Annotated in this window: 21 protein-coding genes and 1 pseudogene; 13 read left to right on the plus strand and 9 right to left on the minus strand. The window is 68.8% G+C overall.

The genetic code is table 11. The features are described from left to right. Positions 1-774: 774 nt before the first annotated feature. The 4 genes and pseudogenes from HD596_RS26955 to HD596_RS26970 form a co-directional block, all read right to left on the minus strand. Positions 775-972: pseudogene (locus tag HD596_RS26955) on the minus strand (cold-shock protein); the annotation flags it as partial. Positions 973-1,601: 629 nt separating this feature from the next. Beyond that, the gene (locus HD596_RS26960) at positions 1,602-2,027 is read right to left on the minus strand and encodes a PIN domain-containing protein (protein ID WP_185072104.1); all 426 of its coding nucleotides are present in this window, start codon (positions 2,025-2,027) and stop codon (positions 1,602-1,604) included. After that, entirely contained in the window at positions 2,024-2,302 is a 279-nt protein-coding gene (locus HD596_RS26965) for a CopG family transcriptional regulator (RefSeq protein ID WP_185072105.1), read from the minus strand. The genes HD596_RS26960 and HD596_RS26965 overlap by 4 nt, the downstream gene beginning before the upstream one ends. Positions 2,303-2,644: 342 nt before the next feature. Continuing rightward, entirely contained in the window at positions 2,645-3,367 is a 723-nt protein-coding gene (locus tag HD596_RS26970; RefSeq protein ID WP_185072106.1) for a TetR/AcrR family transcriptional regulator, read from the minus strand. 115 nt (positions 3,368-3,482) lie between these two features. Here HD596_RS26970 and HD596_RS26975 point away from each other — a divergent pair, with 115 nt between their 5' ends. Both HD596_RS26975 and HD596_RS26980 read left to right on the plus strand, forming a co-directional pair. Further along, positions 3,483-4,763, plus strand: a complete 1,281-nt coding sequence (locus HD596_RS26975) for a hypothetical protein (protein WP_185072107.1) — start codon at positions 3,483-3,485, stop codon at positions 4,761-4,763. A 61-nt stretch (positions 4,764-4,824) separates the two neighbouring features. Then, positions 4,825-5,847 (plus strand): LacI family DNA-binding transcriptional regulator, encoded by a 1,023-nt coding sequence (locus HD596_RS26980; protein ID WP_185072108.1) that lies wholly within the window; start codon positions 4,825-4,827, stop codon positions 5,845-5,847. A 539-nt stretch (positions 5,848-6,386) separates the two neighbouring features. Here the strand turns inward: HD596_RS26980 and HD596_RS26985 are convergent. After that, a complete protein-coding gene (locus HD596_RS26985) occupies positions 6,387-6,965 on the minus strand; it encodes a TetR/AcrR family transcriptional regulator (RefSeq protein ID WP_185072109.1) in 579 nt (192 codons plus the stop codon). Between the two features lie 84 nt (positions 6,966-7,049). On the opposite strand from HD596_RS26985, the gene HD596_RS26990 reads away from it, so the two are divergent. The 10 genes from HD596_RS26990 to HD596_RS60470 all read left to right on the plus strand — a co-directional run bounded on the left by HD596_RS26990 (position 7,050) and on the right by HD596_RS60470 (position 15,271). Next, positions 7,050-7,931 (plus strand): SDR family oxidoreductase, encoded by an 882-nt coding sequence (locus HD596_RS26990; RefSeq protein ID WP_185072110.1) that lies wholly within the window; start codon positions 7,050-7,052, stop codon positions 7,929-7,931. A gap of 311 nt (positions 7,932-8,242) precedes the next feature. Continuing rightward, positions 8,243-9,076 carry a TnsA-like heteromeric transposase endonuclease subunit gene (locus HD596_RS26995; RefSeq protein ID WP_313044741.1) on the plus strand — a complete coding sequence of 278 codons (834 nt, stop codon included), beginning with the start codon at positions 8,243-8,245 and terminating at the stop codon, positions 9,074-9,076. A 5-nt stretch (positions 9,077-9,081) separates the two neighbouring features. Continuing rightward, positions 9,082-9,600 (plus strand): hypothetical protein, encoded by a 519-nt coding sequence (locus tag HD596_RS27000; RefSeq protein WP_185072111.1) that lies wholly within the window; start codon positions 9,082-9,084, stop codon positions 9,598-9,600. After that, entirely contained in the window at positions 9,573-10,622 is a 1,050-nt protein-coding gene (locus HD596_RS27005; RefSeq protein WP_221519533.1) for an L-histidine N(alpha)-methyltransferase, read from the plus strand. Before HD596_RS27000 ends, HD596_RS27005 begins: the two co-directional genes overlap by 28 nt. A 117-nt stretch (positions 10,623-10,739) precedes the next feature. Then, complete coding sequence (locus HD596_RS27010; RefSeq protein WP_185072112.1) at positions 10,740-10,880, plus strand: hypothetical protein; 141 nt, start codon at positions 10,740-10,742, stop codon at positions 10,878-10,880. Between the two features lie 126 nt (positions 10,881-11,006). After that, positions 11,007-12,113, plus strand: coding sequence for a YcaO-like family protein (locus HD596_RS27015; protein ID WP_185072113.1), 1,107 nt, complete (start codon positions 11,007-11,009; stop codon positions 12,111-12,113). Continuing rightward, complete coding sequence (locus HD596_RS27020) at positions 12,113-13,561, plus strand: TfuA-like protein (RefSeq protein WP_185072114.1); 1,449 nt, start codon at positions 12,113-12,115, stop codon at positions 13,559-13,561. Before HD596_RS27015 ends, HD596_RS27020 begins: the two co-directional genes overlap by 1 nt. Next, a complete protein-coding gene (locus HD596_RS27025; RefSeq protein ID WP_185072115.1) occupies positions 13,562-14,062 on the plus strand; it encodes a hypothetical protein in 501 nt (166 codons plus the stop codon). Between the two features lie 370 nt (positions 14,063-14,432). After that, positions 14,433-14,849, plus strand: coding sequence for a RelB antitoxin-like protein (locus HD596_RS27030; protein WP_185072116.1), 417 nt, complete (start codon positions 14,433-14,435; stop codon positions 14,847-14,849). Positions 14,850-14,947: 98 nt separating this feature from the next. Then, a complete protein-coding gene (locus HD596_RS60470) occupies positions 14,948-15,271 on the plus strand; it encodes a hypothetical protein (protein WP_313044743.1) in 324 nt (107 codons plus the stop codon). A gap of 329 nt (positions 15,272-15,600) precedes the next feature. Here HD596_RS60470 and HD596_RS27040 read toward each other — a convergent pair whose 3' ends face one another. The 4 genes from HD596_RS27040 to HD596_RS27050 form a co-directional block, all read right to left on the minus strand. Next, on the minus strand, positions 15,601-16,653 hold the full coding sequence (locus HD596_RS27040; protein ID WP_185072118.1) for a LacI family DNA-binding transcriptional regulator: 1,053 nt from the start codon (positions 16,651-16,653) through the stop codon (positions 15,601-15,603). Between the two features lie 151 nt (positions 16,654-16,804). Continuing rightward, positions 16,805-20,278, minus strand: a complete 3,474-nt coding sequence (locus HD596_RS62080) for an nSTAND1 domain-containing NTPase (RefSeq protein WP_376776151.1) — start codon at positions 20,276-20,278, stop codon at positions 16,805-16,807. Then, positions 20,230-21,147, minus strand: coding sequence for a caspase, EACC1-associated type (locus HD596_RS62085; protein WP_246554865.1), 918 nt, complete (start codon positions 21,145-21,147; stop codon positions 20,230-20,232). The genes HD596_RS62080 and HD596_RS62085 overlap by 49 nt, the downstream gene beginning before the upstream one ends. Positions 21,148-21,293: 146 nt before the next feature. Beyond that, positions 21,294-22,538, minus strand: a complete 1,245-nt coding sequence (locus tag HD596_RS27050; protein WP_185072120.1) for a C39 family peptidase — start codon at positions 22,536-22,538, stop codon at positions 21,294-21,296. Positions 22,539-22,838: 300 nt separating this feature from the next. On the opposite strand from HD596_RS27050, the gene HD596_RS27055 reads away from it, so the two are divergent. Continuing rightward, a complete protein-coding gene (locus HD596_RS27055) occupies positions 22,839-23,492 on the plus strand; it encodes an adenylate kinase family protein (protein WP_185072121.1) in 654 nt (217 codons plus the stop codon). Positions 23,493-23,540: the final 48 nt, after the last annotated feature.

Consider the following 23,540-nt stretch of genomic DNA (forward strand, 5'->3'; position numbering starts at 1 on the left):
CTCCAGATAGACGCGACCAGCAACCACGGCCACGACCAGGACGCATTGCGGCACGTGCGCACGATTTAGGTCACTCGGGAAAGCCTGCGGGCAACGCTAATCGCCTCCCAGTACGTGGCTTGGGCGCACTTCACTCAGCTCTTTCTTCTCCTCTTGCACACTAAAGATGGCGGCAGCGCCGGCGGGATCCTGGCGAAGAACCGGGTTGGCCTCAAGGTACCGGAGTTCTTCCAGGGTCAACTCGCGGACCCGCAGTTCAGATTCGGTCTTCACGATGAGGATTGATCCGATCTGGATGACAGCCGCCCGCGTCTTCTCCAACTTCTCGATCAAGTTTGCGACGGCGTTCAAGTTGGTTTCGTTCACCGCAGCCTGGCGCCGCTGCAACTGTTCCAGTTCGACAGCGCGCAGGGCCTTGTTCGCGACCCCATCAAGTCCGGCCCCTGAAATCTCATCATCGGCGCGGGCGATCATCCGCTTGAACCACGACCCGAGGACTGGCGGGTAATCGAAGTCGACCTTGAGGCCCGCTTCCTGAAGCACCTCCCTGACGGCTGCTTCAATCTCCGGCGACGCTGCCTCATCCTCCAGGTAGATCGAGACGGGAACTTGGCCGAGGAGTGAGCCCGTCATGGATGGCAACGCCGGATGAGGGTGGCCCTTAACGGGTTCGGGTCCGCTCGTGTCTTCTGACGCGGGCCAAGAAGGCGCCTTCTGTGGGAGACTCGGCCGTCCGGAAGTGCTGTCTTGGGCTTCGGACAGGTAGGCTCCGCCCACGACCAGAACCGCCTCAGCTTGTGGCCCCGTTCGTCCTTGCGTGATCTCGAACTCGACGCGCTGGCCCTGTTCGAGAGAGCGGTACCCGTCCATCATGATCGCTGAGTAGTGGACGAATACATCCTTACCACCGTCTACCGCGATGAAGCCGTAGCCCTTGTCTACGTTGAACCATTTCACGATGCCTTGTGCCATCGAGACTCCTCGACCCTCGACTCATGGTGAAAGCAGCCTGAACAAGAACCCGAAGGTGCGCATTGCTCATCGACACAAGCAGCCACCTTCCAACAAAGGAACTGGTCATGATGGTGGACTTCAAAGGGCCTGGTCTTGACGGCAAAGCGCGATGGGCGGAAACAGGATGTTCGTGCGCCCACTGCACGCATGCCCTGAAACCGAGCAATAGTGCGCCGACCCGAATTCAAAATCTACTGTTCGGCGCACCTTCGTAGCCGCTGGGACCCCGACGGAGAGCTGACCTGCGCTAAGGTTCTGCGCCTTGCCGCTGTCTGTGATCCGATCTTCGTGCAAATATGAGAAGAACATCCTTTCCCGGTTCTCCTATGGCGAGCGATCAGGCTGATGAGCCGGAAGCTCACACGGGGAAGGCCGCCCGGGCATGAACCACTGGCGAGCGAGCAACTCGCGTTCGTGCTCCATGACCGAACCGGCGGACGGAACTTCACGACGAAGGGGGACGCATGGTCAACGAAACCGGCCGTGGCAAGACACGGATCGCCGTACTCGTCCTATGGAAGCCGATCGTCATCGGGACGTAGAGCCAAGACCGCCCCGCACCTCGCGTGACCGAAGCGCGGAGAAGGTCATATCTTCTTGACGAGGATTGAGTCCGGGAGCAGCTTCTGCAGGTCGTCCACGTCCGAAGTGAAGACGGTGACCTGCCCTCTCTGCTGGCGTGCGATGACGGCGAGCACCGCGTCGATCGCGTACTTGTGGCCGTGCAGCTTGGCATCGGCCAGGAGCCGGCGGGCCTGGCGGGCCTCGTCTTTGCCGATGCCGGCGACGTTGAGCCGGGACAGTACCCAGTCCCAGCGTTGCTCGGTGATCCTGCCCTCGTACGCCTCGATCACCGTCATCGGAGACGTCACCACCTCCGCCTGCCCTCGGGCTGCGAGGTCGAGCCATGCGATCATCTTTCTGTCGCCCCGCACGGCCAGGGACAAGGCTTGGCAGTCGAGTACGAAGATCCGCAGCGGCGGCTGCCTGTGCTCACCGCTTCGCTTCGTCACGCAGCCTCTCCTGCGTCGCGCTTTTCGTTGGTGTGGCGGCGCTCGTGCTCGGCGTCGAGATCTGCCAACTCCTCAATTGCCGCCGCGCGCTCGTCTTCGGTGACTGGCCCGTATTCTTCCTCCAGCCAGCTCACCAGTTCCAGCAGTCGGTCCCGGTCGCGCTTGAAGCGCAACGCCTCGGCGACGTACGCCGACAGGCCACGGTCTGCCGCCTCTGCGCGGATCTCTTCAAGGAGCTCCTCGGGGATCGTCACCGTTACCTTCTTAGTCGCCATACTATCGACCATACTATGGGTATCGATCGTCGTACCAGCGCATCGAGCGTCGCCTGTGGTGAGAGTGACTTCTCGGATCCCTTGAAGGGAGCGGCTGCTCGCTGAGCCGCTTGCGCGGGGTCGCGAAAGGGCAAGCCCAGCCCTCAAGATGTTGATCATCGGCTCACGTCGGCGTGCGCCTCGTGTCCGCATGCCGTACACGGGAACTCGCCCTGGGGGCGCGGTTCTCGGCCTCCCGGTGTCCGCGAGGAGTGGGGCGCCAGGCGATGACCCGCTCACGCGGCTCATGGACGAGACGCGGATCGCCGTACTTGAGGATCCGGCCGCTGCTGGGGGAGCCGGTCATGGCAGGCGCAGGTTGGGGCTCCGCTTGAGTCCGAGGAGGCCGAGCAGGTCGTCGATCATGTGCTCGAACAGCGGCTGCGGGTCGTCGAAGGCGAACTTGTGGTGTCCGTAGACGGCCATGCAGAGCAGCCCGTAGATCTGCCGCCAGCAGACGACCATGTGGAACACCACGCCGATGGGGAACTCCAGGCCGACTTCCGAGCGGTAGGTGCGCAACTGTGCCGCGAGGGCGGGGTCGATCTCCTCGTCCGCCGGGCAGGCCAGCCGCCCCTCGTTCCACAGGCGGGCGAACAGCTGCCCGAACAGGCCGCCCAGCTCGCGCGCGATGACCACCGGGATGCCCTCCTCCGACTCGGCGATCTTGGCGAAGCCGGCGCCCATGAGCAGGTCGAACTCGACCTTGTTGGCCACCGACCAGTCGAGCACGGCCTGGGTGGCGGCGTGCAGCTGGGCGCTGATGTCGTCAGGGTCCTGGAGCCGCGCGGCCCCGTTCACGGTGTCGATGAACTCCGCGGTTATGTCGTCGTAGATGGCGCGGATAAGGCCCGCCCTGCCGTTGAAGTAGCGGTAGAGGGCCGGGGGCGTCACGCCGACGCCGCGGGCCACGGCGGCGAGGGTGAGACCCTCGATGCCTTCCTCCGCGGCGATCCTGCGGGCGGCGGCCTTGGCGTCGCGTTCGAGCTCGGCCCGCAGTCGTTCCCGTCGCGTCAACGCTGTCACCCGACCATCTTGTCTGGTCTTGCCTGCCGCGGCCACTTGCAGTGAAGGGGCGACACATGGTTAATGGTATTCACTCTTTTATGGATCATCATTGACGGCGTGAAGGAGATCTTGGATGAGTTCCCGTAGGGGTGGCCGGCCTGCCGTGGCGGCCGCGATCCTCCTGGCGGCAACCGGCTGTTCGGCGGCCTCCGGCCCCGTCGCCCTGTCGCAGCCGAGCCCGCGCGCCGCCACCCCCACTCCGGACGCCAGGAAGACGGCATTGGCCGAGACGGCGAAGGGCCTTCCGGCCGTGCTCGCCGCCCAGGGGCCGGTCGCCTGCTCGTGGAACGACAACGGGTGGCGGGCCACCGCCTACGACGACGCCTTCCGTACCGGTGTCGCGAGCTTCTCCAGCGTGACGCTCGCGCCGCTCCTGACCGAGATCGCCGCGAAGGCGGGCGGGGAGGAGGCCGTCGTCCGCAGCCTGTGCGGTGAGGAGGGAGATCCCGGCGTCAGCCCGGTCTCGCCGGACGGCCGCCGGGTCGCCGTCCAGGTGGATTTCCCGTCCAGCGGCGATCCGACGCACGTCGGCTGGCTCGACCTCGGCACCGGGGCGTTCGTGGACCTCACCGACAAGTCAAACAAGAAGGGATACGTCAAGGAGACGTTCTCCGACAAGTACCCCGGATTCGCGCCCGACGGGTCGTTCTGGTTCCTGCGCGACTCTCAGCAGTACTTCTCGGCGGACCCGAACGGCCGGCTGACTCCGCGCAAGCTCAGCCTGGCCTGTTTCAGCAACAGCAACGAGGACACCTTCTACCGCGTCGTGGGATCGGTCGCCGTCATGTGCCCGGGCACCGTCCATCCCTCCGGGAGGTTCGCGGCCGACCCTAGCCGGGCGGCCGTGGGGATGAACCTGGTCCAAGGGGCCGAGCTGGACATCCTCGGCAACACGGTGGACCGCTATGAGGACGCTCCGCTCCAACTGCCGTTCGGCATGAAGATCGTCGTGCGCGACGGCGACCTGCGCCACTGCGACCCGCTCGCCTGGATCAACGCGACCGACCTGCTCTGCGCGGGCGGCGGCAACGACTTCTACACCGCGCGGATCGACCCCCGGCTCGCCCGGAACGACATCGACTACGTGCAGCACACCGAGGTGAAGGTGAAGAACGAGATCGCCCCGGCGACCGAGTCGTCGATCATCACGGTGGCCGTCTCCCGGGACCGCCGCTCCCTGATCATCGCAGCCGACGAGAACGACGACTCCGCCACGGCCAAGCTCTACCGCGCCGACCTGACCTCCCCCTCCGCTCCCGTGGAGATCGGCCCGATCCCGGCGGAGTCGAGGGACCACTTCACCCTCCTGAACAACTACCAGCAGCCTGTCGGCGCCGCCCGCACCTCGCCCTGACGCTGCGACGGTCGCGGAGCCGCTCCCGGCCCACACTCGTCGACCCGACTAGCATGTGACCGTGACCACGAGCCCCCGACATGTCCGTAAAGGGGCCGTCCCGAGCATCCGCGACGTCGCCGCTGCGGCCGGCGTCTCGCATCAGACCGTCTCCCGCGTCCTGAACGACTCACCCCGGGTGCGGCCCGACACCCGGGCCGCGGTGCTGGCCGCGATCGACCGGCTGGGGTTCCGCCCCAACCGGGCCGCCCGGACGCTCGGCCTCGGCCGCGCCAGCGGCGTCACCGTCGTGACCTCCAACACCATGCTGTACGGGTACGCCTCCACCCTCCAGGGCATCGAGGAGGCCGCCAGGACCGAGGGCGTGGCGCTGGGGATCAGGGTCGTGGAGTCGGCCGAGGTCCGGCAGACGGTCGACTACGTCAGCGACCCGAGCGCCGGCGGGCTGGTGGTGATCGCGTTCGACCCGCTGGGCACGGCGGTGGTGCAGGCGCTGCCGCCGCACGTCCCGGCCGTGGTGGCCGCCGAGCCGGTCGCGCCCGACCTGGGGCGGGTGGCGATCGCGCTGGACGAGCGCCGGGCCGCAGCCGACGCCACCCAGCACCTGCTCGACCTGGGGCACCGTACCGTCCACCACGTGGCCATCCCGTCCGAGGGCCGGGCCGGCGGCCGGCACGCGGGCTGGCGCGACGCCCTGCGGCAGGCGGGGGCGGAGATCCCCTCAGTGCTGGCGTGCGGGTGGGACATCGAGTCGGCGTACGCGGCGGGGGAGCGGCTGGCCCGCTCGCCCGGGGTGACGGCGATCCTGTGCGGCAACGACGACATCGCGCAGGGGGTACGGCGGGCGCTCTACGACGCGGGCAAGGACGTTCCCGGGGACGTCAGCATCGTGGGCTTCGACGACATCCCCGGCTCGGCCTTCTGGACCCCGGCACTGACCACCGTGCGCATGGACTTCGTGGGGCTGGGCCGGGCCTGCTTCCACGCGGCGCTCGCCGAGCTGAGCGGCCAGCCGCAGCCGGACATCTCCCTGGTCCCGCCCCGCCTGATCGTCCGAGAGTCCACCGCCCCACCACGGCAGTAGGCGGGCCGGGGTCCGCCCGCCCGTTGCCCGTCTGGGTGGTGGGCCTGCTGGAGCCCGCCCTGGGCCAAAGGGCTTCGCCATGAGAGCGCTTCGCGCTCGGGGGCTCAGGCGTTCTTGTTGAGGCGCCTTCGGCGCGACGACACCTTCGGTGTCCAGTCGCGCGCCCACCCGTTGACCGTCTGGGTGGTCGGCCGACTGATGCCCACCCCGGACCGGAATGCCACCGGCACCGTCGTTGACCACGGGCAAAGGCGTAGTTGGCGGCCGAGTCGCCAAGGCGCGTCCAGACGTCAATCCCGATCCGAGGAAAGAGTCGTTCTCATGTCCGCAACCCGCGAACGGATAAGGGCACAGTGCGACTCCCAGTTATAGATGGCGGCTGCGACCTAGGTGACCGGCGGAGCTGTGGTGCTTCCCAGAGTTTGTTGGCGGAAGTTCCCAGATATTCTTGGCGGCTCCGTACATGATCTTGATCCGACGTGGAGCCTGGCCACGTATGAGAAACCTCAGCCGCCCGGCAGTAGCTCCAGCAGGGTCGATCAGCCCAGTGACGCCGTTGCCGTACGCAAATCCCGCAGGGCGGACAGCGCGTGGTAGGCGAGCCCGCGCGTGTCATCGCGGTCGCTTTCTGACCACTGGGCGTAGCCTCGCTTGAAGGCGAGGACGCCCAGCTCGGCCGCGAGATGCGCGGTAGGGTCCGGGACGCCGCGGGCGACGAGTGCGGCGGTCATGGCGGCGGCCAGGCCGACGCTCTTGAGCGCGTCTCGCTCCTGGAGTTCGGTGCTGGCCGCTATGGCTGCTCTCAGCCGGGGGCCGAGTTCGCGGTTTGCCGGTCCCATGGCGCTGGATGCGCGTTCGAGACCGGCCGCGACCGCCTGCAGGGGGCTGGCGTCGGCGGGCGCCTCGGCGATTCCCTCGGCGAGCAGTCGGCTCAGGGTCTCCTGGCCGGCGACCAGCAGCTCGCGCTTGTCCGAGAAGTGCCGGAAGAAGGTGCTCTTGGTAACGCCGGCGCGCTCGGCGATCTGCGCCACCGTGGTGGCGTCGTACCCCTGCTCGGTGAACAGGTCCACGGCCGCGACGATGAGTCGCTGGGTCGTCTCCGGTTGCCATCGGGCCATGAACCACATCATAGGTGATGGGACAAGAGTCCCATCACTGTGTATGGTGATGGGACAAAAGTCTCGTCACTTCGGGAGATTCTCATGCACGTTTTCGTCACCGGCGGTACCGGCACGATCGGCTCCGCCGTCGTCGCCGAACTCCTCACCCATGGCCACACCGTCCTCGCGCTGGCCCGCTCGGACAAGTCCGCGCAAGCCCTCACCGACGCCGGCGCCCAGGTGCTGCGCGGACAACAGGCCGACCTCGACGTCCTGCGCGCCGGCGCCGCGCAGTCCGACGGCGTGGTCAGCCTGGCCTTCGGCAGCGACTACAGCACCGACGCGGCCCTCGCGCGGTCGATCGCCGAAGAGGGCGCCGCACTGGCCGCCCTGGGTGAGGAACTGCTCGGCAGCGATCGCCCGATCGTCACGGTCTCGGGCACGCCCTGGGTGCCGGGCCGCCCCTCCACCGAGGCCGACCCCGCGCCGACCGACGGACCGGTGGGTGGCCGCGGCCGTTCGGTCAACGCACTGCTGGATCTGGCCTCGCGCGGGGTGCGCGCGATGGCTGTCCGCATGCCGCGCACGGTGCACAACGAGGGCAAGGGCGGATTCGCCGGCCTGTTGACGGACCAGGCGCGCCGCACCGGCGTGTCCGGCTACCCCGGCGACGGCACCCAGCGCTGGCCCGCCGTGCACGCGCTCGACGCGGCGGTTGTGTTCCGGCTGGCTCTGGAGTCGGCACCCGCCGGAACGACCTGGCACGCCGTGGCCGACGAGGGCGACGCGGTACGCGACATCGCGACCGTCATCGGCCGGCAACTCGGACTACCGGTCGAGCAGGTGCCGCAGGAGAACTTCGGCCCGTTCGGCCCGATCTTCGCCATGGACCAACCGGCCTCCAGCGCCCACACCCGCCAGGTCCTCGGGTGGCAGCCCACACACCCCAGCCTCCTGGAGGATCTGGAGAACATCCAGCCCTGAACAGGGCATTCTCTCTGAGCCCCGTCCGGTCAGATGTCGGACACTTGCTTGTCCATGTCGCGACTCGGCCGGGACAGCGTGAAAAGGGCGGGTTCGGGTCGCCGGGGAAGCAGGATGCTGGAGTCCTCAAGTACCGGGCCCGGTCACGATGCATAGCGGCCGGCGCTCAAAGCCGGACCGGACGGAGACTCACAGAACGACCACTGAGTGCTCGCTCGTGAGATCCGACTCGAGCGCTGCCCGTTGATTTCGATTCGGGATCAACCGCTGGGACTGCGTCACCGGATCATGAAGCTGCATGGTGTGGTTCCGTGGTGACCCTTGGCGACGCCTCGGCGGTGTGGTCGGATCGATGGGGTTGGGCGGAACTGCTCGCGGGTGGCGATGCTCTCGGGGACGGGCGTGAGTCGCTGGCGTTGGGTGAAGGTTGGCCTCGTCGGTGGACCACACACTGGAGATTCGAGGGCGGGCCAGTGGTCTGCCCGATCCGGGATCTGGCGACGATGCCGATCCAGGGTGCTCAGCCAGTGCGCCGGTTTTCGTGGCGGACCTCGCAGTCCCATCGGCCGGGACTGCAGTTCATGGTGAGTACCGGCCGCCACCATGGTTTCGAAAGCCATGCCGAGCAGCAGGTGCTGCTGGCGTTGGATTTCGCGGGTGATGTGATCGAGATGTTTTCTCAGCCGTTTCGTCTGGCCTTCGACATGGTCGGCGGGCTGGGGGAACATATCCCCGACTTCCTCGCCATGACTCGACACGGTCCGTGGTTGATCGACGTTCGTCCGGGCGGCCGGATCAAGGCGGAAGACAGGGTACGGTTCGCGGCCACGGCTGAGGTCGCGCTGTCGTGCGGGTGGCGGTATGCGGTGGCGGCTGACTGGCGATCACATGTTCAGACGACGCTCGACACCCTCTCCTCCCAGCGTCGGTCGTTGAGCGATCCGCTGGGCCTGCAGACCGCGCTGCTGACGGTGGTCAGAAAGAGGCCGGTCCCGTTGGGCGCGCTGGTGGAGCAAACCGAAGTTCCCGCGATCGCGCGGGCGCAGGCCCTGCACCTGATCTGGACCCGCCAGATGGGCATCGACCTGGCCGCTCCGTTGAACGATCAGAGCCTGGTCCGCCCTGGTCGAGGCGGCGGCCGATGAGATCGGTGACGCTGGAGTTGGCCGAGGGCCGCGAGCTGATCATGGACGGCGAGTCTTGGCAGGTGGAGCGGCTTGAACCCTATTGGGGGAAAATGATGCTCCGCGCGGTTGGCAGATCGGATGGGCGGACCCGGCAGACCACGATCGCTGCGCTGATGCGCCATCAGGACTGCCGGGTCTCCGCCACGTCGCTGCCAAGGCTTCCCGCTGCGGCACGAGGCCGCCAACCAGCGACCTGGAAAGACCTGTCCAAACAGCGCCAGCAGTTGCTTGAGCTGCGATTGGCACATCTGCCGGAAGTCGAGACAGGCTTTCGGAGCGGTGACCCGTTCCGGGCCGGTCCGGATGAGCCACGGCCCCAATACGATCCTGGGCTTGTTCCGCTGGTGACCGATCGGCGCCTGGCGAAGGTCGCCGAGCTTGCTGAGCTGCGCGAGCGGGAGCCTGAGCATGGACCCGTCTGGAGCCGGGGCTGTGGAGGAGTAGACGGACGTATGTGGCCGGCGATGTACTGTCCGACGTGATGGGTGTACAGCAGCATGCGGTGTCGCCGCACGAGAACTTCTATCGCGCCTACTCGGCGACACAGGTGGGTGCCATCGTCGATTCGCTCAACGACCGTGCCGAGTTTCCGTACGAACTGACCTACCTCGGCGACGGGAGCGAGATGTGGCGCGAAAGCGAAGTGCCGTCCAACCCCGAACTCGCACCGATGCTGAGCGACTTCGACACGCTCCTGACTTGCCACGCCGAGCAGCTCCTCACCCTTGCGCCGTCATCATCGCCGGTGCAGATCGTCGATCTGGGGCCGGGAACGACGCGTCCCGTGCGCGGGCTGATCCGCCACCTGCTGGACAGGTCCCGCCTGACCGGCTATCGCGCGATCGACATCAGCGCAGAGATCCTTGAGCTGGCCAGGGAGAACCTCCGAGCTGGCTTCCCCGCTCATGTGGAGCGCTTCGAGCTGTGCCGCGGCGACTTCACCGGCCCCGATCTCGCCCGCGTCCTCACCGCCAAGCCCATGCTCGGCCACGATGGTGCCGATCCGGTCCGCTTCGTCGTCCTGGCCGGCGGGACGCCGTACAACTTCGCCGAGCCGGCCCAGGTCCTGCGCCACGTATGTCACGCCATGAGCGACCACGACGTGCTGTTGCTGACGCTGCGCATCGACACCGGCGTCGACAGGCCCCCCTTCATGGATCAGGTCAGCGTCGGCGGCCCGTACAAGCCCCAGCAGCTGGTGGGACTGGACCTGCTCGCCATCGACCGCTCCTGGTACGTCACGGAAACAGGGTTCGACCGCGTTCGCAGCGAAGTCTTCGTCCGGGTACGGTTCATCGAGCCGGTCACCGTGACCTTCGACGTCGAAGATGACCGGAGGAGGGTGTCGTTCGAGCCGGGCGACACAGTGCTCGTCTGGCGCTACCTCTACCACGACAGCGCGGCGGTGGCCGACCAGCTCACCCGCTGTGGGCTCCAGGTACGCCTCTTCGAACACGGTCAGGACAGGCAGGTGGTCCTCGTCGCCGCGACGCCGGCGCAGTGAACGTCGAAGCCCGCGCCCGGATTCCGACGGGAAAGATCTTCTCAGGAAGATCAGACTTGGCTACGCTCAGCGTGGGATCGCCGGTGCGCTACCGGCCGACGACAGAAAGGTTGGCGGATGAATCTCAACATGCCCACCGCAACCCAACTCCGTGGCGAGCTCTCCAACTTGCTCCAGATGACGATCAAGGACACCGTCTGGAGCGTCAAGCTGAAGGACAACGACGACCTCGAGCCCGCCGACGTCCACGGCGCGTGACGGTTCAGATTGAGCCGTCTCACCACTGTTGACCACACCGACAGCGGCATGGCGGACAACCTGTCGGGCGGGGACGGAGTGCTCGCACACCCCGTTCCCGCCCTCGACGAGATCCGCAAAGCCTGCGTGTCCGGCACCCACCGCGTCCTGACCCCGGCAGACACGCTGCGCCGGATCCAGCCACTCTTCCCGATCGTCGGTATCACCCGGCTCGCCGACGTCACTTGGCTCGACGAGATCGGCATACCGGTCCACCAGGCCGTCCGCCCGAATTCCCGGACGGTGTCGGTGAGCCAGGGCAAAGGCCTCACTCACGACCTCGCCCAGGTCTCGGCTGCCATGGAATCGATCGAATCTTGGCACGCCGAGCGCATAGATCCCGGCGAGACGACCGCGACCGTTGCCGACATGGAACGCGCGTGCGGCTACCGCGTCCACGAACTGCCCCTGGAACCCCGCCACCACCTCCGGCCGGGCCTGGAGCTTGAATGGACCAGGGCAAGCCGCCTGGACGACGGAACGGACACCTTCCTGCCGACCGACCTGCTGCGCCTTGACGGCCGTGTGCGCGACACCTGGGCACCACCCCTGTTCGCCCAGAACAGCAATGGACTCGCCAGCGGTAACACCTTCGCCGAAGCGGCACTCCACGGCGTCTACGAGGTCATCGAACGCGACTGTCTGACCCGCGCCAAAAGGAACCCATCACCGGCCCTGGACCTGGCCACCGTGGACGGTCCAGCCCAGGAGCTGCTGGGCCTCATGGACGCGGCCGCGGTCGAGGTCCGGGTCGAAGTACTCCCGTCACCCACCGGGCTCGCCTGCTTCCTGGCCACCATCTGGAGCGAAGAGTTCCCGGTGCTCTTCGCCGGCGCGGGTGCCCACCTTGACCGTGACGTCGCCTTGTGCCGGGCCCTGACCGAAGCCGCGCAGTCGCGCGCCACCCAGATCGCCGGAGCCCGGGACGACCTCACCACGGGGGCCTACCGGCGCGCCGTCTCGAGCGAGTCCGCGCGTCCCGCACCGCTCTCGAAAGCCGACCGGCTCAGTTACGACGAGATCGCCTCCGTCCGCAACGAAACCCTCGCGGACGACCTGCGCACCACGGTCACCCGCGTCCTCGCCCTGACCGGGCGATCTCCGCTGGTCGCGGACCATACCAGGCCCGACCTCGGCATCCCCGTCGTACGAGTGGTCTGCCCCGGGCTTCTCTGCGAACCGGCGTTCATGTGATGACCCGGTACCTCTTCGTCGGCCCCAGCCTGCCGGAGGCCGCCGACCTGCTCGCGGCGGACGACATCACCGTCCTCCCACCGGTAGCGGCAGGAGACCTGCTGAAACTCGCGCCCCAGCAGGGAGACGTCGTCGGCATCATCGACGGCTACTTCCGCCAGACCCGCGCCGTCCGGCACAAAGAGATCCTCTCCCTCATCCAGACCGGCGTGACAGTCCTCGGCGCTGCCAGCATGGGCGCTCTGCGCGCAGCCGAACTCGACACCTTCGGCATGCACGGCGTGGGACGCATCTACCGCGACTACCTGGAAGGCCGGCTGACGGCCGACGACGAGGTGGCCCTCCTGCACGGTCCAGCGGAGGAACGCTACCGGCCGCTCTCCGAAGCCCTCGTCAACATACGCGCGACCCTGAGCCTGTGCATACAGGAAGGGATCCTCGACGAGCCCACCGCCGCTCACCTCGTCGCCGTGCTGGCCCGGCGGCCGTACCGCCTGCGCTCCTACCCGGAACTCATCCAGCTCGCCCGCGAGGCGGTCATACCAGCCGCAAAGGTCGAAGCGCTACGGCTTCTGTGCGCGACCCGGGCCGTCAACCTCAAACGCGACGACGCACTGCAACTGGTCCACAGATTACGCATGCCCCATGAAAGCCGCGCGAACGGCACCACGCACCCCTCGCCCAACTTCACCATGGCACCCACCGTCTACGTGCACCGCTGGCAGCTGGGAGCACGCAGCCTCGACACCGAGGACGGCCGGACCGCCGAGATGAGCGTCCTGCGGATGTGTCAGCTCTTCGCCCGGGACTACCCAGACTTCTACCGGGACCTGGTCTTCAACCATCTGGTCCAGGAATGTGCCTCCAACTGCCGGACCCAGCACACGGAGGCGACCCTCGACAGAGCGCTGGAGCACGCACGGCATCGCAACGTCATCCCGGATCCCCGATCTGACAACCTCGAAGAGCTGAGCTTCCTCGACCTGTGGCTGACCCCGTCAGAGCGAACCTCACGCCCGCTGAAGGACCAGCTCGGCACCTTCCTGGTGCGCAGCTTCCAGCTGACGCCTGGGGCTCCCGCGGACGGCCTGGCGCTGGACGCGCTGCGCCGGCGGCCAATCGTCTCGACAGCGGCGAAGCTCGTCAACGCCGCGAAGTCGGTGAACGAGCACGCACAGCAGACTCAGTCCATCTTCGACATCCATACCTTGTCGGCGGACCGCATTCTGACCCATATCAGCGAACGATGGGGCGCCGAACCCGGAGCCCTGGAACTACACGCACTGGACCGGGGGATAGGCTCCCGGGACGTCCTGGTCGCTGCGGCCCGACCGTACTACCTCCTGGCAAGGTACAACCCGGACCTCATGGACCTGCGCATCGACCACTCGAACGTGAGCCCTTCATCGCCTGCGGAGACTCAATCGTCAGCGCCCGGCAAGATGTAGATGGTCGCCGGAGGCTCACTCGGCGAAGCGGCTGGCTTCCTCGGCATTGCCGTCACACACACCACATGGCAAGGCCGGATCTATTCCGGCGCAGGTCACGTCCACAGCAGCGCCCAACGCCAGGCCGACCCTCTCGCCTTCGAAACAAGCCTCAAGAGCCTGGCCGCCAAGCTCGATGAACCGACATTCCCGCTGATCAACTACCTGCGGCGGCGCCAGGCACTCGCGATCTGGTCCATCGACGAACCCACCTGGAACGACCTGGTTGCACGACTTCCGACCGTCCCTGGTCCACAGCGTTCCGAACTCGGCGACCGGAAACGCCAGCTCGCCTCCATCTTCGCCTGGGTCGAGCTCACCGCAGGCGAGCATCGCTTCGCTCCCCGGCCAATCGAGGCCGCCAACCTCCAGAAGTCCAGCGCGTCTGGAAGCTTCGACTGGACACAATGTGGTCCCTGCTGCAGCGTGATCGCCCCGGCCCTCACTACGCCAACCTCATGATCGAGCTCCGCAAGCTCGGCACGTCCCTGACGAGAATGATCGACACCGCCTGATCATGACCGCTGCTACCCAGCCGCCAACAAAACCTGGGAACCGCCATCTATAACTGGGGGTCGCACACAGGCCAAGATCAGAGCTTCCGTACCATTCGTCTGTCAGCCGCCGGCGCCAACTATCGCTCACAAGAACACGCCATCCCGGTCTGAAGTACCCACCGCCCGCCTCAAGTGCGAAATGGTGGGCGGAAGCGGCTCAATCGCATTGGGGAGGCAAAGTTCGGACGTCATCCAAGGAATCATAGGTACGTGGCGTACTTGACGTACTTGGCCAAGGAAGGCATCCTAGAGATACGTTCAGTGGAGGTGTTCACATGACTGCCGTGCATTTCGACAGCTACACCGAGGCTCGTGCGCATCTCAAAGCGCTCTTGGATGCGGCTGAACGCGGCCGTGTGGCCACAGTGCGTCGGGAGTCGGCCACGACCGCCCTCGTAGATGTCGACAGACTGCGCCACTATCTCGCCGCGGTCACTCCATCTCACGCACAAGCGGTTCCCGAGGACGGCGGTTGGTCGATCTTCATTCCTGGACTGCCCCTCGCAGCCGACGGCCGGACTTTCAATGAGGCCATCATCGAGATGGTCGATACGCTGCGCGAATACGCCGAAGACTGGCAGGACCACTTGCTCGACGCCCCCAACCACCGCGAGAACTGGGGGCTGGTGCAGTTGATCAGCCTCAGTGATGACGATCAGCTGCGTGAATGGCTGGTAGGGAAGGCCCGGTGACCTGGCCCCAACCCACGCGCCAGGAACACGATCGGTTCTGTCGGATCGAAGGCTGGCGTCCGGTGCGGGACGCTCGCGGGCGAACTGGGACTCACCATGTGACCTATGAGCTCAATCTTCCCGATGGCCGGATCCTGAGGACCCGGATCTCCCATCCGGTCGATCGAAGCACCTACGGCCGGAGCATGTGGAGTCACATACTGCGTGATCAGCTACAGGTGGACGAAACGACGTTCTGGGCATGCGTCAAGGACGGCGCTGTACCCGATCGCGGGACGCCCAAGCCGCCCTCAAACGCATTGCCCGCTGATCTTGTTCAGCTGCTGATCTCTAAGGTGGGCCTGGATGAGGCCGAGGTCGCAGTGATGAGCAAGGAAGACGCCGCCGCCAGGATGCAAAAATACTGGGCTGAAGGCGTCTGATCTATCCCGCATCCAGTGAGGGCAACCCGGACGAGCCGGCACGGCTTCGGCCTTGGCGGAAACGGGTACAAGCGGCCACTGCGCCAGGCGCCGCTTCCGCCCGACGCCTGAAGAGTTTCCGGGCAGCGGGGAAAACTGCCGTCTTCGGAAACGCTGGTGTGCCTGGCGACGCTGCAAGCCAGGCACCACCGGTGGCGGCCACAGCCGCTTGCCACGAACTGTACGGTGTGCCTCGGTGGTCAACGACGGTGCCGGTGGGATTCCGGTCCGGGGCGGGCTCCAGCAGGTCCACCACCCAGACGGGCAACGGGCGGGTGAGCCCGGCTCACCTACTGCCCTCGTAGTGGGGGCCGGACGGAGTTGCGGACGACGATGTGGGTGCCGAGGACCACGTGCTGGCGTTCCTCGCGATTCAGCGCGAGCCGGACCGCCGTCCGTCCCAGCTCCTCCGTCGGGATGTGCACCGTCGTCAGCCCCGGCTCCAGGTCGGCGGCGAACGGGATGTCGTCGTAACCGGCCAGCGACACGTCGTCGGGCACCCGCCGCCCCGCCTCCCGCAGCGCCGCCAGCACCCCGATGGCCACCATGTCGGTGGCCGCGAACACCGCGGTGAACTCCGCGCCGAGCGCGATCAGCCGGCGCGCCCCCTCGTAGCCGTCGGCGCGGCCGAACCCGGTGGGAATGATCAGATCGGGGTCGTACGGGACGCCGAACGACTCGTGCGCCCGGACGAACCCGCGCACGCGGTCGAGCTTGGTGGTGCTGGCGTGGCCGGGAGCGTCGGAGCCCAGCATCGCGATGTGCCGGTGTCCCTGCGACAGCAGGTGGCTCGTCATGGCGTACGCGCCGCCCTCGTTGTCGTACTCGACCACGGTGGTCGGCACGTCGCGGCCCAGTGGCGGGCGCCCGCACAGCACGAGCCTGGAGCCGGCCTTGTCGAGGGCGTGGGCGAAGTGCGTCATGCGCTCGACGTAGGCGTCGTCCAGCGAGCCGCCCCCCACCAGGATCACCGCGTCGGCCCGCTGCTCGCGCATCGCCTCCACGACGGCCAGTTCCCTGGCCGGGTCGCCGTGGGTGGTGCACACCATGCACAGCCGTCCCTCGGCGGTGGCCTGCTGCTCGACGCCCTTGGCCACGTAGGCGAAGGACGGCCCGGTGACGTCGTCCAGCACGAACGCCACCATCTTCGTGCTGGCCCCCGACAGGGCGCGGGCGTGCACGTTGAGCACGTAGTCGAGGTCGCGCATCGCCCGCAGCACCCGCGTCCTGGTGGCCTGGGCGACCGGGTAGTCGCCCTTGATCACCCTGGAGACCGTGGTGGCCGACACGCCTGCCCGGGCGGCCACGTCGCGGATCGTGACACGCTCGTCGTCGGTGAGCACCCCTTTTGTGCTTACTTTTCGCGACAAGGTCGGCCCTTCACGGTTTTCGGCAGACGGAGCAGTGCGGGTGGATCATGGGAGGTTACGCCTCCCCGAAGTCTATGGCCAGGGAGATCCACGGGCGCAAGACGCGCGTTCTCCACGCCCGGCCTCACCCTGCCTGGCAGGGCGGGCTGTACGGGAGCCCGGGCACGTACTGGGACCACTCGCTCCGGGTGATGGCCATCCCGGACACCTCGCAGACGCGCTGCCGGGCCTGCTCCACGTCCATGCTCCAGAGCTGCGCCGTCCCGCTGCCGGACGCGCTGGCCAGCACGTTCCCGTCCGGCGTGAACGCCACGCCGTTGACCCAGTTGGGCCCGGCGAGCACCGCCCACGTGGCGGGCCGGGCCTGGTCGGCGAGGTTCCAGATCCGGATGGTGCCGTCGCGCGCCCCCGTGGCCAGCCTGCGCCCGTCGGCGGTGAAGGCCACGCTGCCCACCGCGCCCGTGTGCCCCAGCAGGACCGCCACCTGCGCCGGCCGCTCGGGGCGGGTGAGGTCCCAGAGCCGGGCCGTCCCGTCGGAGCCCGCCGACGCCAGCGTCCTGCCGTCCCGGCTGTACGTGAGCGCCAGCACGCTGTTGGTGTGCGCGGAGTAGTTGGCCAGCAGTCGCGGAGCGGCGGGCCTGGACACGTCCCAGAGCCGGATGGCCCCGGTCCCCGAGCCGATCGCGAGCATGCGACCGTCGGGACTGAACATGGAGGCGTTCAACCAGTTGTCGGCCTCGCCCGGCGAGGAGAGCAGCTTGGGGGCCCGGGGATCGGCCAGGTCCCACAGGTACGTGCGGCCGTCCCGCGACGTCGTCACCACCGTCCGCCCGTCCGGGCTGAAGGCGCCGGACTCCACGACGTTGACGTGCTTCTTGATCGTCGCCAGCAGCGTCGGGGCGGCCGGCCGGGAGACGTCCCACAGCTTGGCCGTGCGGTCGGCGGAGCCGCTGACGAGCCTGCGGCCGTCCGCGCTGAACCGCACCGTCTCGACGATGTCCGTGTGACCGGACAGCGTGGACAGCGACCTGGCCAGGCCCGGGTCGGAGACGTCCCAGAGCTTGACGGTCCGGTCGCCGGAGGCGGTGGCCAGGACGCGGCCGTCCGGGGAGATCGAGAGCGCGTTGACGGGGCCGGTGTGCTCGCCGAGACCGGCGCGGTAGGAGACGCGGGCGGGGTCGGAGACGTTCCACAGCCTGGCCATGCTGTCCGCCGACGAGGTGGCGAGCGTCCGGCCGTCCGGGCTGAACGCGGCCGCGGTCACCGTGTTCGCGAACCCGGTCAGCGTGGTCGTGCGCCGCGGCTCGGCCGGGTTCGAGACGTCCCACAGGGTGACGGTGGCGTCGGTGGCGGCGGCGGCCAGCAGCTTGCCGTCGGGGCTGAACGTGACGTCGTACACGAAGAAGCCCCGGCCCGGCGCGGTGCCGACGCGCTTGGCGGCCGTGACGTCCCAGAGGTACAGCGCGCCGGTGGTGGAGGCGGTGGCGAGACGGAGGCCGCCGGGGTCGAAGGTCACGCTCCAGGTGCCGCCGTCGTCCGGCGCGCTCAGCACCGTCGGGTCGCCGGGCCGCGCCGGGTCCAGCACGTCCCAGATCGTGGTGCTCCCGTCGCCCGACGCGGTCGCCAGCAGCCGCCCGTCGGGGCTGAAGGCGACGTCGTTGAGCACGTCCTTCTGCCGCAGGCGGGCGATCTGGGCGGGCCGGGCGGGGTCGGCGATGTTCCACAGCCGGGTCGTCCCGTCGTAGGAGACGGTGGCCAGGACGCCTCCCTTGGGGCTGAACGCGACCGAGCTCACCTTGTTCGTGTGGCCCTTGAGCGTGGCCAGGGCGCGTGGCCTGGCCGGGTCGGAGACGTCCCAGAGCCGGGCGGTCCGGTCCACGGACGCGGTCGCGAGCACCCGCCCGTCCGGGCTGAACACCGCTCTCACCAAGCTCGCGGCGTGGCCCTTGAGCTCGCTCACGGCCCTGGCGCGGGAGAGGTCGGAGACGTCCCAGAGCCGGGCGGTGGCGTCGCTGGAGGCGGTGGCGATCATGCGGCCGTCGGGGCGGTAGGACACCCACTCGACCGGGCCCCGATGCCCGATCAGGCGGGCGCCGATCGGGTGCGCGAGCGTGCCGAGCAGCGCGCCGCGGGCCTCCGGGGTGTCGGCGATGCGGTAGGCGACCAGGGAGAGCTGGGCGCCGAGCGAGGCGTCGGCGGCGCCGTTGGCGGAGCCGGCGATCTGCGTGGCGACGGCCTGGTCACGTTGCCTGGTCACCTCGCCGGTCTGCCGCAGGGCCAGGACGCCGGCGGTCACGGCGGCGAGGAGGAGGACGGTGAGGGCGGCGATCACCTGGCGGACGACCCAGGTCCGCCGCCTGCGCCGCCGCAGCGCCGCGTCGAGGAACTCCCGCTCGGTCGCCGTGAGCCCGCCGCCCCAGCCGCCCTCCCCGCCGGCCTCAGCCCCCGGTCGCGCGCCCTGCGCTCCCTGGGCTCCCTGCGCTTTCTGCGCTTTCTGAGCGACTGCCTGGGCCGCCGCCAGGCGGCTGTCCGCGTACAGGTACGCCGGGTCCCTGCCCTGCCGCTGCCACGTCTCCGCGTCCTCGGCCAGGCGCTGGCGGACGAGCAGGTCGACCCGGTTGGTCTCGATCCAGTTGCGGAGCCTGGGCCAGGCGCGGATGAGGGCCTCGTGGGCGATCTCCGCCTCGTCCTCGTTCACCGTGAGGAGCCGCGTGCGCACGAACTCGTCCAGGACCCGCCGCGGGACGCCCGCCGGAGCCAGGTCGGCCAGGGCCACCCGCTTCCTCGTGTCGTCGGTCTGCTCGTCGAGGTGCACGAGCCGGACCAGCAGGTCTCGCGCGATCGGCGCCACGTCCGCGCCGAGGTGCCGCAGCGTCTCCTCGGCGCTCGTGGCCAGCGCCCGCGCGATGCCGCCCGAGGCCCGGTACGCGGCCATCGTCAGCGTTCTGTCCGTACGGCGCTGCCAGGTGGCCAGCAGCGCGTGCGACAGCAGCGGCAGCACGCCGCCCGAGTGCTCCACGCCACCGGCTCCGACGTCTTCGAGCAGCAGGTCGGTGAGCCCCGGCTCCAGCGAGAGCCCCGCCCGCGCGGCCGGGCCCTCGATCGCGGCGCGCAGCTGCGTCACGGTCATGGGCCCGACGATCGCGGGCCGCTGCATCGCCTCCAGCAGCTCCGGGTACGACGCGCAGTGCCCGAAGAAGTCGGCCCGGACGCAGGCCACCACGGCCGCCGACCTGGAGAGCGCGGCCAGCTCCGCGACGAAGCGCCGCCTGGCCCGCTCGTCCGCGCACGCGGTGAAGACCTCCTCGAACTGGTCCACCACCAGCAACAACCGCCGGCCGCCCGGGGTGAGCCTGCGGGCCAGCTCCGCCGACGGGTCCGCGCCCGGGGCCAGCACGACGCACGACAGCTCCTCCGCCATCTGGTGCCGCAGCGCCGGGATCAGCCCGGCCCGCAGCACCGACGACTTCCCGGCCCCCGAAGGACCCGTCACGATCAGCGGGCGTCCGCTCCCGAACGCCTCCCGCACCCGCGCCACCAGCGACCTGGTCAGCTCCTGCCGCCCGAAGAACACCTCCGCGTCCTCGGGCCCGTACACGGCCAGCCCCCGGTACGGGCTGGCCTCGTCGCCGGTCTCCGCGACCGGCGGGACCGGCCGGGAGCGCGGGGCCACGTAGGCCGGGTTGACCGCGAACGCGCGACGATCGCCCAGGTCGGTGGCCTGGCGGCGAGGGGGGGGAAGCCGGCGTCGGGGAGCCTGCGGGCCAGGGTGTGGTAGACGTGGTCCAGCGTGAACACCGAGGGCCCCGCCGGGTCGCCCGCGTTCAGCAGCCGCAGCAGCGCGCCGCTGAAGGCCGTGTGCCGGACGCCGGGCAGCGCCCAGGAGTTCTCGTCCCTGCTCGACGACGTGATCAGGTACGCGCCCTGCCACATCGAGTCGAACACCCGCTCCACCGCCTGCGACGACGCCCCGTGGGCGCGGCCGGCGAAGCAGCAGTCCAGGACCACGACGACGAGCTCGGCCCGCGACGCGGACAGGATCTGGCGCACGACCCCGTACGGCAGCGCCTGGTATCCGGGCGCGCCCCGGCCGAGGTCCACGGTGGCGCGGGTGGCCAGGTGCAGCTCGTTGTCCGGGCCGATCAGGCCGTGGCCGACGTAGTAGAACATCAGGACGGACGTCGCCTCCTGGGCCAGCCGGTCCAGCGCCTGCCCCAGGTCGGCGGGGGTCGCCGGGTCCAGCCGTACGGTCAGGTGGGCCGGCGCCAGCCCGCCGCGCTCGACCAGGCAGCGCCCGACGTCCGCGACCGTCGCCGGCACGGCGGGCACCGCCGGCAGCGGCGAGCCGGGCCGATGCGTCCCCGTGCCCGCCACCAGGACGCGGGCGCCACCGGACGACAGTAGGAGAGGTGGACCGTTCCAGCGCGGTCGGGGCCTCTCGACGGTCGCGAATTCGTCGTCGGTCATCCGGCGCTCCACGGCGAGGAAGGTCGGCGGGCGGCACGTGCCACGAGGCGCCGCTCCGAGCGCGCCCCGTGATCCCCCGACAACTTCCGGTTGCCAGGGTACGCACCTTTCCGACCTTCCGTCGAGATCCCGCGCCGGGCCGGGGATCACCAGTTGGCGGGCAGCCCCGGCGTCGTGGCCGGCAGCTCGTGGCCGGGCGGGTGGATGATGTACGTGACGCCGCCGCTGCTGGAGCTCCGCAGCCACACGTTCTCGAAGTCCGCCCGGGGATAGACGTGCCGCACGGCGGCGTTGGAGGACGACGCGGGATCGTTGGCGATCACGTCACCCGACGAGGTGAAGCCCACGATCGCCATGAGGTGCCCGTTGGTGCCGTAGCCGGCGCCGGGCAGCTCGCCCTTCTTGAACGACTGCGAGGTGATGACCGGGATGCCCGCCTTGATCAGCTGCTCCAGCTCGGTCAGCGACCGCAGCCGCGTGACGAACCCGTCCATCCCGTAGCGTCCGGCGTAGGCGGTGTTGAACGGCCAGTTGCCGGCGCCCTGGTAGGCGTGGTCGTAGGTGTAGCGGGCGGCGTAGTCGACCTCTGGGTTCGGGTCGGAGGGGGCGACCCAGGCGGTGTCCTGCGCGCTCGGCCACCTGTCCCAGTAGCCGAGGACCATGGTGGTCGAGGTCGGGCTGCACCAGGCCTCGCCGCCGCCGTCCCACTCGGGGTAGTGGCCCTGGTGGGCGTTCTGGGAGCGGCGCGGCACGGCGAGCTCCGTCCCCCACGCGCCCCCGCCCGGGCTGACCGGCACGGTCTTGCGGTCGGGCACGTTGGAGGCCATGACGCCGGAGGTGCGCACGCGCGGCGTGACCGCGGAGCCGGGCGCGCGGTAGAGGGTGAGGCGCAGCTGGTAGGCGGTGACGGGCTTGCCTGCCGCCGCGACCAGCGTGTCCACCGAGACGTTCGCGTCGGCGTCGCCCTGTCCCGGCACGGAGGTGCGGCGGATGTCGCCCTCCGCGTACGCCCAGCGGCCGAGCGAGAACCACTTGGTCAGCCCCTCGGCGTTCCTGGCCCGGGCCTCGACCTGCATCCAGCTGCCCGGGGGCACGTCCGCGGTCCAGGAGGCGATCAGCTCGGTGGCGTCGAACCCGATGGCCCGCTCGGGGCCGGTCCAGCGGGCGTACTCCCAGGTCCTGGTGCCGAGCGCGTCGGTGTAGGAGACGGTGCCGGCGGCCGTGGCGAACGACAGGCCGTCGCCGGCCGTGGTGCCCTCGTACGTGCCGGTGGCGAAGTCGGCCCGCTGGAAGACGACGTCGGACGTCAGGGCGAGCGGTTTCGCCCCGGCGGGAGCCGAGAGTGTCGTGGCGAGGAGCAGGCTGGACAGGAACACGGTCAGCGCGCGCATGAACCCACCTTCCGGCACAACCGCTGTGTGAAGCATCCGGAAATCTACGTATCAACTCACGCTGCGCAAGTTTCACGAGGAATGAAATGTTTCGGTAAGAGTTCTCCCACGTTATAGCAGGTAGTCGCGATCGGCGGCGGCCTACGCGCCCGATACGTTTCTATGATTTATTGACACATTTCGGAAATTTCCGCAAACTGGCAGTTCACCCCCTCGGTGAAGGACGTGTGTGGTGTGGTGTGCTCCGGGTGCCGCCACACCACACACCTTCGATGAGCTGGCCGTGGGAGTGTGGGTCATATGCGCAAATACGTGATCCTCGGCGTTCAGGGCAGCGGCAAGGGCACCCAGAGCGCCATGCTCGCCGGCGACCTCGACCTCGTGCACATCAGCGTCGGCGACATCTTCCGCTGGCACGTCAAGAACCACACCAAGCTGGGCGCCCAGGTCCGCCGCCTGGTCGCGGCCGGCGAGCTGGTGGGGGACGACCTGGTGGAGTCCGTGGTCAGGGACCGGCTCCAGCAGCACGACTGGAACTACGGCTTCATCATCGACGGCTTCCCCCGCAACCGCCGCCAGGCGGAGTTCTTCCTGGAGAGCTACGACATCGACGGCGTGATCCACCTGGACCTGCCGGACGAGGAGGTGCGCCGCCGCGTCCTGGCCCGCCGCCTGTGCTCACGCTGCGGCATGGACTACAACCTGATCGCCCACCGGCCGGCGGAGGAGGGCCGGTGCGACGTGTGCGGCGGCGAGCTGGTCTCGCGCGCGGACGACACCCCGGACGCCCTGGCCAGACGCCTGCGCGAGCACCACAGCAAGATCGACCCGGTGGTGGAGCTGTTCCGGCGCAAGGAGTACGTGATGACCGTCGACGCCCGGGCGGACAAGGCGACGGTCCAGCGGGCCATCCGCACCCGCTTCAACCTCCCGCCCTACCTTCCGCCTCAGTGAGTGATCAGGGTGGTGAAGCGGTAGAGGTCGACGGCGAGGAGGAGGGAG

It is taken from the genome of Nonomuraea jabiensis, assembly GCF_014204795.1.
Lineage (GTDB): Bacteria > Actinomycetota > Actinomycetes > Streptosporangiales > Streptosporangiaceae > Nonomuraea > Nonomuraea jabiensis.

Bases quoted from the DNA above. Each gene is read 5' to 3' on its own strand.
- HD596_RS26965 (WP_185072105.1), bottom strand. From the start codon at position 2,302: ATGGCGACTAAGAAGGTAACGGTGACGATCCCCGAGGAGCTCCTTGAA.
- HD596_RS26975 (WP_185072107.1), top strand. From the start codon at position 3,483: ATGAGTTCCCGTAGGGGTGGCCGGCCTGCCGTGGCGGCCGCGATCCTC.
- HD596_RS26985 (WP_185072109.1), bottom strand. From the start codon at position 6,965: ATGGCCCGATGGCAACCGGAGACGACCCAGCGACTCATCGTCGCGGCC.
- HD596_RS26990 (WP_185072110.1), top strand. From the start codon at position 7,050: ATGCACGTTTTCGTCACCGGCGGTACCGGCACGATCGGCTCCGCCGTC.
- HD596_RS27010 (WP_185072112.1), top strand. From the start codon at position 10,740: ATGAATCTCAACATGCCCACCGCAACCCAACTCCGTGGCGAGCTCTCC.
- HD596_RS27020 (WP_185072114.1), top strand. From the start codon at position 12,113: ATGACCCGGTACCTCTTCGTCGGCCCCAGCCTGCCGGAGGCCGCCGAC.
- HD596_RS27025 (WP_185072115.1), top strand. From the start codon at position 13,562: ATGGTCGCCGGAGGCTCACTCGGCGAAGCGGCTGGCTTCCTCGGCATT.
- HD596_RS27030 (WP_185072116.1), top strand. From the start codon at position 14,433: ATGACTGCCGTGCATTTCGACAGCTACACCGAGGCTCGTGCGCATCTC.
- HD596_RS62085 (WP_246554865.1), bottom strand. From the start codon at position 21,147: ATGACCGACGACGAATTCGCGACCGTCGAGAGGCCCCGACCGCGCTGG.
- HD596_RS27050 (WP_185072120.1), bottom strand. From the start codon at position 22,538: ATGCGCGCGCTGACCGTGTTCCTGTCCAGCCTGCTCCTCGCCACGACA.
- HD596_RS27055 (WP_185072121.1), top strand. From the start codon at position 22,839: ATGCGCAAATACGTGATCCTCGGCGTTCAGGGCAGCGGCAAGGGCACC.